This window comes from Streptomyces durbertensis (genome assembly GCF_014156695.1).
GTDB lineage: Bacteria > Actinomycetota > Actinomycetes > Streptomycetales > Streptomycetaceae > Streptomyces > Streptomyces durbertensis.
In genome coordinates, this window is record NZ_WMLF01000843.1 from 1 (window position 1) to 972 (window position 972).

The following is a 972-nucleotide window of genomic DNA, read 5'->3' on the forward strand; positions in this document are numbered from 1 at the left end:
GTCCACCGCCCCGCCACCCAGGGCCGTCAGCACACCGGCAGCGTCCCCGGGGCCGCCAACGGCGTCGCCGCCCACCCGGCGCACCGGCCGCGTCCTCTACCTCGGCGACTCCATCGCCACCGAGACCCAGGACGAACTCGGCCGCCGCATACGGCAGTCCGGCCACGACTACCGCGCAGCCCCGCACTCCGGCACCACCCTCTGCGACTACCTCGAAGGCACCGGCGCGTCCTCCCTCGTCCCGGCCGCCCACAAGGCAGCCGCCCTCGTCCGCGACTGGCGGCCGGACACGGTCGTCCTCCAGTTCTGGGGCAACTCCTGGCTCTACACGCCCTGCATGGAAGGCGTCGCCGCCGACCACCCCGGCTACCTCACCCGCTACGGCGACGACATCCGGTCCCTCACCCGGCAGATCCAGACCGCCGCCGTCCAGGCCGGTATCCCGCAACCGCGCCTGGTGTGGGTCCTCCAGGGCCCCGACGCGTTCAACCCCGCCCGGATTCCCAAGATCAACCAGCTCTACGAGATGCACGTCGTACGCGCCGGCGGCGCGCTCGCCGACGCGGGCGCCAGGGTCAGCGCCCCCGACGCCCGCTACACCTACACCCAGTACCTGCCGTGCGACGCCGAGGAGACCGCCGCCGGCCTCTGCCGCGACGGCCGGGCCCAACTCCACCGCGACGACGACCCGTTGCACTTCTGCCTCGCCCCGCTCACCGCCAACGGACGCCCTTGCCCCGAGCCCTCACCCGGCGTGTGGCGCTACACCGCCGCCATCGCCGACGCCGTCGGCTGACCCTCACGCGTTCCCGGCCGCCCCCGGCCTGAGGCGGCGGAGCGCCGCGGCCAACGGCGGCAGGCCCCACAGGCAGAGGACAAGCGCGAACAACCAGCCGGCCACCACGTCGGACACCCAGTGCACACCGAGATACACCCTGCTGACCCCCACCGCCACGACCCACAACACCAGCC

General features: G+C 73.9%; 2 protein-coding genes. One reads left to right on the forward strand and one right to left on the reverse strand.

All coding sequences use genetic code 11. From position 1 onward, the window contains the following. Positions 1–796, forward strand: a 796-nt coding sequence (locus GL263_RS27220) for an SGNH/GDSL hydrolase family protein (protein WP_182858389.1), incomplete at its 5' end; no start/stop codon positions are given. Positions 797–799: 3 nt separating this feature from the next. On the opposite strand, the gene GL263_RS28945 is transcribed toward GL263_RS27220, so the two are convergent. Next, positions 800–967 (reverse strand): phosphatase PAP2 family protein, encoded by a 168-nt coding sequence (locus tag GL263_RS28945; protein ID WP_323379583.1) that lies wholly within the window; start codon positions 965–967, stop codon positions 800–802. Positions 968–972: the final 5 nt, after the last annotated feature.